Origin of the sequence: Streptococcus pluranimalium, assembly GCF_047785745.1 — a bacterium.
GTDB classification, from domain to species: domain Bacteria; phylum Bacillota; class Bacilli; order Lactobacillales; family Streptococcaceae; genus Streptococcus; species Streptococcus pluranimalium_B.
Genome location: NZ_JBLOJT010000087.1, coordinates 1 through 7,610 on the forward strand (window position 1 = coordinate 1; position 7,610 = coordinate 7,610).

The 7,610-nt window shown below is 38.5% G+C and carries 6 protein-coding genes and 2 pseudogenes; 6 read left to right on the forward strand and 2 right to left on the reverse strand.

Features of this window, described 5'->3' with window-relative positions; all coding sequences use genetic code 11:
* Positions 1-61: 61 nt before the first annotated feature.
* Entirely contained in the window at positions 62-700 is a 639-nt protein-coding gene (locus tag ACMZ6U_RS08240; protein ID WP_416107821.1) for an RpiB/LacA/LacB family sugar-phosphate isomerase, read from the reverse strand.
* A 269-nt stretch (positions 701-969) separates the two neighbouring features.
* Here ACMZ6U_RS08240 and ACMZ6U_RS08245 point away from each other — a divergent pair.
* Positions 970-2,120 (forward strand): annotated as a pseudogene (locus tag ACMZ6U_RS08245) (IS110 family transposase).
* A 134-nt stretch (positions 2,121-2,254) separates the two neighbouring features.
* On the opposite strand, the gene ACMZ6U_RS08250 reads toward ACMZ6U_RS08245, so the two are convergent.
* Positions 2,255-3,067, reverse strand: coding sequence for a gluconate 5-dehydrogenase (locus tag ACMZ6U_RS08250; protein WP_416107823.1), 813 nt, complete (start codon positions 3,065-3,067; stop codon positions 2,255-2,257).
* A 580-nt stretch (positions 3,068-3,647) separates the two neighbouring features.
* On the opposite strand from ACMZ6U_RS08250, the gene ACMZ6U_RS08255 reads away from it, so the two are divergent.
* From ACMZ6U_RS08255 to ACMZ6U_RS08275, 5 genes and pseudogenes are all read left to right on the forward strand, one after another.
* Positions 3,648-3,911, forward strand: a complete 264-nt coding sequence (locus ACMZ6U_RS08255) for a transposase (RefSeq protein ID WP_416107825.1) — start codon at positions 3,648-3,650, stop codon at positions 3,909-3,911.
* A gap of 38 nt (positions 3,912-3,949) precedes the next feature.
* A pseudogene (locus ACMZ6U_RS08260) lies at positions 3,950-4,405 on the forward strand (transposase); the annotation flags it as partial.
* 998 nt (positions 4,406-5,403) lie between these two features.
* Positions 5,404-5,838, forward strand: coding sequence for a PTS N-acetylgalactosamine transporter subunit IIA (locus tag ACMZ6U_RS08265; RefSeq protein ID WP_415670713.1), 435 nt, complete (start codon positions 5,404-5,406; stop codon positions 5,836-5,838).
* A 3-nt stretch (positions 5,839-5,841) separates the two neighbouring features.
* Positions 5,842-7,038 (forward strand): glycoside hydrolase family 88 protein, encoded by a 1,197-nt coding sequence (locus ACMZ6U_RS08270; protein ID WP_416107827.1) that lies wholly within the window; start codon positions 5,842-5,844, stop codon positions 7,036-7,038.
* 78 nt (positions 7,039-7,116) lie between these two features.
* On the forward strand, positions 7,117-7,608 hold the full coding sequence (locus ACMZ6U_RS08275) for a PTS sugar transporter subunit IIB (RefSeq protein ID WP_416107829.1): 492 nt from the start codon (positions 7,117-7,119) through the stop codon (positions 7,606-7,608).
* The last annotated feature ends 2 nt before the right edge of the window (positions 7,609-7,610 follow it).

Consider the following 7,610-nt stretch of genomic DNA (forward strand, 5'->3'; position numbering starts at 1 on the left):
GTGGTCTAAAAAAATTTAGAACAAACTATTGACTTTCCTTATAGTTTGTCTTTCGTTTGATTCAGGCTAAGAGTGCTTTTAAGTAGTCAGCAATCTTGTCATTTTGACAGTTAGAAAAGAAATAGTCCTCAAAGTGTTTTCCTGAAATGGTTTCTTTTAGGAAGTCTTTGTCAATGTCAGTCAGAACAGTCATGATATCCTTATAAGTAAGGGCTTTAACATCATTTAAAATGCGGGCATTTCGTTGTTCTGGGATAGCGCGTTCTTTTGGATAGCCGCCGCCTTTTTCCTCTTCAAAAAGACGTTCGAACATATAGCGGAGATTAAGCTCTCCTCCCCAGCCAAAGCCTTTGGCGAATGGTAATGATAGGGCATTTCCACCGTTTACTTGAGAGAAAAGGTAAGCATCAACAGGGTCCACAGCTAAACCACAGACGACTCCGGGAAAACTGTTGCAAGCTAACATTGCCCCTACACCAGTTCCACAGCCTGTGATTACAAAATCCGCCGCGCCACTATTAAGTAAAATAGATGCCAAAAGACCATTTTGCACGTAGGTCAACTGACTTTCCCCTTCCTCACCATACATACCGTAGTTAAAGAGTTCGTAACCTTTTTGGTCGGCGACTTTTTTTAGTTCATTGAAGATGATGTTATTTTTTGCGGCTTGACTATTTTCATTAATTAAAGCTATTTTCACGATTATACTCCTTATATTTATATTATCGGGTAGCTCCCGATAATATAAACCCTTTCATTTAGATTTGTTTTATACTTAGTTCAGCGCTGTGGATTAGTATGTTGCTCCAATCGCTTTGACGATTATAGAAAGGCTCTAACCACAGCTCTTTGTTTAAATGGTAATTAGAATGATAACGCTCAAACGTTTTATCTCGTGTAAGGATACAAGGCAAAGAGTGCGTGGGACGAACAACAGCTGCTAATAAAGAAATCAAAAGGAGAGATATCATGCTCTACGTTGGAATTGATATCGCTAAGGATAAACACGACCTAGCCTGTATCTCGGATACTGGTCAAATCCTGATTAAACATTTCAGGTTCACAAATTCCAACCACGGATTTTCTGAACTGAAGGTGAGGCTAAATCAATTATCCCCTATTACAACTAATATGCTCATTGCACTGGAAAGTACAGGACATTACAACTATAATCTGGTCGCGTTCTTAAGAAATTTAGGATATACCATTTTTTCTTACAACCCCTTGATCATCAAGGAATTTGCCAAAGATCAATTCCTTAGAAAGACCAAGACGGACGTCAAAGACGCACTGCTCATTGCTCGCAAACTACGATCTGATGACGCAACGCAATCAAATTGATGAGAAAATGGACGAATTGAAAGAATTGACTCGGTTTCAAAACCGACTGATTCAGGCTCGTTCTAAGAATAAGAACCTCTATGTACGATTACTTGATATCGTTTTTCCAGAACTTCACTCAGTGGTGGGAAACTTACATAATAATTATGTGTATGAGTTATTATCCCAGTATCCTACGCCAGCTAAAATCACGCTTGCTCACTTGTCTTCTTTACTTAAAATCAACTATCTCACGGTTGATAAAGCAAAGAAAATACAGGAAACAGCGTCTCTAACAATTGGTAGGCACTCACCAGCTTTAACATTAGAGTTGGTACAATTGATTGAAACCATTCGACATTACGACAAACAGATTGCACAAGTCCAAGAACAGATTAACGAGATGATGGTCGAGTTAGATTCTCCAATTACTTCCATTGCAGGCATTGGAAATCGTTTAGGAGCCATTATCCTTGCAGAGATAAAAAACATCCTAATTTCAAAAATCCTGCTCAACTTCAAGCCTTCGCTGGTCTTGAGCCAGCTATTTTTCAGTCTGGGAAGATGGACAACACCGAGGGGATGGTCAAGCGTGGCTCATCCTATTTGAGGTATGCACCATACAGGCAGCTAAGTTAACTTGTATCTATTCCCCTCATTTCAAGGGGTATCTAAAGCTGAAAATCAGTCAAGGTAAACACTATAATGTCGCTATATCCCACGCTGCTAAAAAGCTCATCCTTATCATATTCTATCTACTCAAAACCAATCAAACTTTTGATGAAGCGAAACTAAGATAAACGATAAAATACAAGCATTCACAAACTTGCTTTCTAGCAGAGCTTTTTGTGCTACCTAATTTTTCGATGATGTCGCGAAAAATAAATAGTAGGTTTGTATACTTTACTCTTGACTTTTAATATAGAATGCCTTTCTATTCAGGTTGTTTACCAATATATGCTAAGATACCACCATCGACATAGAGAATATGTCCGTTAACGAAATTTGAAGCATCACTTGCTAAAAAGACAGCTGGAGCGCTTAAATCATCAGGATTTCCCCATCGAGAGGCAGGTGTTTTCGAGATGATAAACTGGTCAAATGGATGCCTTGTACCATCTTCTTGAAGTTCGCGTAGGGGTGCTGTTTGCGGAGTTGCAATATAACCGGGACCGATGCCGTTACATTGAATATTGGCAGACCCAAATTCAGAGGCAATGTTTTTAGTTAGCATTTTTAGTCCACCTTTAGCTGCCGCATAAGCAGCTACTGTTTCTCGACCTAGTTCGCTCATCATAGAGCAGATGTTGATAATTTTACCGTGTCCTTTTTCTATCATTCCTGGAATAACGGCTTTAGATACAATGAAAGGTGCTGTTAAATCAATATCAATGACTTGACGAAAATCAGCAGAATTCATTTCTAACATCGGAGTTCGTTTGATGATACCTGCATTATTAACGAGGATATCAATGATACCTACCTCGTCTTTAATTTGTTGAACCAATTCTTGAATGCCGTCTTCATCGGTAACGTCACAAACATAGCCGTGAGCTGTAATTCCCAATTCGTTATAGGCAGCAAGTCCCTTGTCTACCAGCTCTTGGTTAATGTCGTTGAAAACAATTGTCGCACCAGCTTTTGCCAATGCAGTTGCAATAGAAAAACCAATGCCGTAGGATGCTCCGGTTATCAGAGCGATTTTACTATTAAGCGAAAAATGTTCCATTGAAAAATGATGTGTCATCTTAAGATACCTCCAAAAAAATAGTAGTAAACCAGTTTACAAGAATACTAACATGGTAAACCGGTTTTGTCAATGATTTAATGTTACCGTTTTCTAAAAAGTATAATTCGAAAGTGATAATGTTTTAGTCAGGTCAAAGATAGAACTATATTGTTTATTACCTTATAGAATGAAAAAGATTGAACTAACTATGGCTGAATTAAATAGAATAAGGTCATTAAATCTATTGACTACGAGCAGAAAAAGAAAAACCGAGTCCCACTGGAGCTTGGTTTATCAAAAGGTGAGTTAATCGCCACATCTTAGGTTACCAGTAACCGAAAAAAAGCAGCCTTTCTACATGGCAATTGAAGCAGAAAGCCTACACACGTCATGTCAAGGACATCAAACAAGCCTTTATTGTGCATTATAGCATTTATGACCCTTATAAGCCCACTATCCTTGGTCTCTATGAATTCCTAGAGGAAGATAACGCCATTCACTACTTCGATACGCGGGTTAGAAAGCTATTCTACAGAGATGGTCTTAGTCTCGCCTAAGACTAAGAACCTGTATTCATAAAAAATGTTAAACTAAAGATATGGCACGAAAAGCATATGATACTGATTTAACCGATCAAAAATGGGCTCAATTTGAACCCTATTTCTCCAAACACCGCACCTATAAATGGTCTAAACGAGAACTTGTGAACGCCACCTTGTATATCACTAAAACAGGCTGCCAATGGCGCATGCTCCCTCATGATTTCCCTCCTTACCCAACTGTCTGGAGTTTCTTTCGTCGTGCTAAGGAGAGCGGCTTGTGGGACACCATTTTGACGGAACTGGTAAAAAAAAGCGATTGAAAGCTGGTAGAGCAGCCTCTCCAACCTATGCTATCATTAATTCTCAAAGCGTGAAAACAACAGATGTTGCAGAGCAACGTGGGATTGATGGCGGTAAAAAAGTCAAAGGGAGGAAGCGCCACATCGTTGTTGATACCATGGGAAATCTTCTGGATGTGGTGGTTCATGCAGCTAATTTGCACGACACAAAATCAGGCTTTTTAGTGGCTCGCAAAGTGATGGTACAATTCCCAACCATCAAGGCCTTTTCAGCCGATGCTGGTTATCGGAAAAGTTTTGAAGAGATGATGATTGAGGAGTTTGGTTGCCCAGTAGATATTTCTGAAAAAATCAAGGGCAGCTGGCAAATTATTTCCAAACGTTGGGTTGTTGAGCGAACCTTTGCTTGGTTGAACCACTCTCGAAGATTAGCTAAGGATGTTGAAAAGTCCGTATCGTCAGAGGTTGCTTTTGTCAAACTATCACACATTAGTCGGCTTTTAAGGGCTTTATAATTTTGTGAATACAGGTTCTAAGAGAAAAGCTGTCAAAATACTTGAGGAAGAGGTTAAAGAAAGGCAAGTTGAGATGAGGCGAAGTATTGCACTTCCCAAATCTCAGGATTTCCTAGATGAATCTCAAAAAGCACATCCTAGTAGCTCTCGCAATAAATATAGAAGTAAACTTAAATAAAGAGAGGCCAGTCAGTTCTTCTGGTTCAATAATTGTGAACCCCACTTTCATGTTGCTATTGACGATTCCTATTGGGATGCGTGTTGTGGAGGTCTTTTGTGACAGACAGGAAATAGCGAATGATCGCTACTATGTCCTTTAACAAATACTGGCAACCGTGGCATCCTTCTTCAGACATTGTATAGAAGAAAGCAGCTGTTCTTCTGCCCATTATAGACAAGCCCAACAAACCAGACGGTTGGAGAGACGATGAAGATGAGCCTAGTATAGTTATAGTCTTTTGAATTAACTTTGAGATATGGTCTCTCACTTATACTCAATGAAAATCAAAAGTAGACTAGGCGACACAGATAGCAGATAGAGCTAAAGTTCATCACATCCAGTCAACAAGGTCTGGTTTTGATTTTCCAAGAGCATCAAGTATTGTCCGTGTTTCAACTTCTTGTTCTGAAAGTTAATTCAAAAGACTATAATAGCCACAAGTTTCTTAGCGATGGCTGGCTTTGCCTTGAAAAGTCCATCAAGAACCGAAAGCCCAGATTGGCTAGTTGAGTATTTAGTAGAGACGATTAGAAAATAGACTGAAAAATAAGGGAGTATGATGCCCTTATTTGCTGTTCAAGCAAAAATACTTATTCAGAAACGGTCTCATAACCTTCAAAAACAGAAGGATTGCTAACACGCATGACATGCTGTTTGAAAATTGTGAAGCAATCTGAAACAGCAGGAATGATTCTTATCAAAAAAAGTATTGACAGCTCTTTTTGAAAGCGCTATAATTAATCTGTTTAGTAAACCGGTAAACTTAAAAGGAGAAGATATGACGAAAATTATTGTTTTAGCCCACGGAAACTTTCCAAGCGGTATTTTAAGCTCTTTGGAATTGATTGCGGGGAAACAAGAAAATATTATTGGAATAGACTTTTTACCCTCAATGTCTTCGGTTGATTTAAAAGATCGTTTGCTATCTGCCTTTGGGGAGTCCAAGCGTATTTTAATTTTGACAGACTTGCTAGGGGGAACACCATTTAACGTTGCATCAACCTTATCCGTTTCTGAAGAAGATAGGGATATTAAAGTCTTAAGTGGTTTAAATCTGGCAATGCTAATCGAAGCAGTCTTTGCACGTGATAATATTCAAGACCTTGAATCATTGATAGAAAAAGTTCTTGGATCAGCTCAATTAGGTATTTCGGAGTTTTCAAAGTGCTTGAAAGAAGGTGACGAACAGGTTGAATTCGAGGGAGGAATTTAAATCATGCCAACCATAAAGCATATCTTGATTGAAGAAATCAAGGATACGGAGAGGTTTTTATCTCAACCATTACTTACGAAAGAAGAAGTTAAGGCAGCGATTGATCAAGCATTGGCGCAGTTACGATGTAACATTGACTATTTTGGCGAAAATTACCCAACTCCGGCAACTTTTGATAATTGTTATCAAATAATGGACAACACGGAATGGACGAATGCTTTTTGGACGGGATGTTTGTGGCTAGCTTTTGAATACAGCCAAGATGAGACTATAAAAGACCTAGCTCACACTAATGTCTTATCCTTTTTGGAACGTGTTAATAAGCAAATCGAATTGGACCATCATGATTTAGGTTTTCTCTATACCCCTTCTTGCATGGCTGAGTATCGTATTAATCAAAATGCATCAGCGCTTGAAGCATCTCTAAAAGCTGCAGATAAGTTAATCGAACGGTACCAAGAAAAAGGTGGTTTTATTCAGGCTTGGGGCGAGTTAGGTCATCAAGATCATTATCGCTTGATTATAGATTGTCTTTTAAATATTCAGCTTCTTTTCTTTGCTTATGAACAAACCGGAGACATGAAGTATAAAGAGATAGCAGAAACTCACTTTTATAGCTCTGCCAATACAGTAATTCGTGATGATGCGTCGGCTTTCCATACCTACTATTTCGACTCTCAAACTGGCCAACCTATTAAAGGTGTAACACGACAAGGTTATAGCGATGATTCATCTTGGGCTAGGGGGCAATCTTGGGGAATTTATGGCATTCCATTGAGTTATCGAAAGATGAAAGATCCTCAGCAGATTTCCTTATTTAAAGGGATGACGAATTATTTCTTAAATCGCTTACCAGAGGATAAGGTCTCCTATTGGGATCTTATCTTTAATGACGGCTCAGATCAATCACGAGATTCATCGGCGACCGCTATTTCTGTTTGTGGAATTCATGAGATGTTAAAATATCTACCAGAAGTAGACCAAGATAAGGATATTTATAAGCATGCGATGCATACAATGTTAAGAAGTCTCATTGAGCATTACTCAAATCGTGACATAGAGCCAGGAAGACCATTGTTATTACATGGCGTCTATTCTTGGCATTCAGGAAAAGGAATTGATGAAGGAAATATCTGGGGAGATTACTATTATTTAGAAGCGCTTATTCGATTTTATAAAGATTGGGAGCTTTACTGGTAAATCAATCATCTTGGTAAGATTATCAATCTTAGCAACAAAAAATGAGGAGATCCTTAAAAGGATTAAAAAGGAGAATAAATGGCAGTACCAAATATTGTAATGACTCGTGTCGACGAGAGATTGATTCATGGTCAAGGGCAATTATGGGTGAAATTTTTATCTTGTAACACCGTTATTGTCGCTAATGACGTGGTTTCACAAGATAGCATCCAACAGACATTGATGAAAACAGTGGTTCCAGAATCCATTGCGTTGAGATTTTTTAGCATTCAAAAAGTTATTGATCTTATTCATAAAGCAAATCCAGCCCAGACTATTTTTATCATTGTGAAGGATTTGAAAGATGCTTATCGCTTAGTAGAAGGTGGAGTTCCCATTAAAGCTATTAACATTGGTAACATTCACAATGCTGAAGGTAAAGAGCAAGTTAGCCGTTCGATTTTTTTAGGCTCGGATGACAAGGAATATTTAAGACGACTTTATAATGACTATCAAGTGACGTTTGATACAAAGTCAACACCTGCAGGAAACGACGGTGGCGTTAACGTTGACTTGTTAGACTATATTTAACC

Excerpts from the sequence above, each read along its gene's own strand:
- ACMZ6U_RS08255 (WP_416107825.1), top strand. The coding sequence starts at position 3,648 with ATGGCACGAAAAGCATATGATACTGATTTAACCGATCAAAAATGGGCT.
- ACMZ6U_RS08250 (WP_416107823.1), bottom strand. The coding sequence starts at position 3,067 with ATGACACATCATTTTTCAATGGAACATTTTTCGCTTAATAGTAAAATC.
- ACMZ6U_RS08265 (WP_415670713.1), top strand. The coding sequence starts at position 5,404 with ATGACGAAAATTATTGTTTTAGCCCACGGAAACTTTCCAAGCGGTATT.
- ACMZ6U_RS08270 (WP_416107827.1), top strand. The coding sequence starts at position 5,842 with ATGCCAACCATAAAGCATATCTTGATTGAAGAAATCAAGGATACGGAG.
- ACMZ6U_RS08275 (WP_416107829.1), top strand. The coding sequence starts at position 7,117 with ATGGCAGTACCAAATATTGTAATGACTCGTGTCGACGAGAGATTGATT.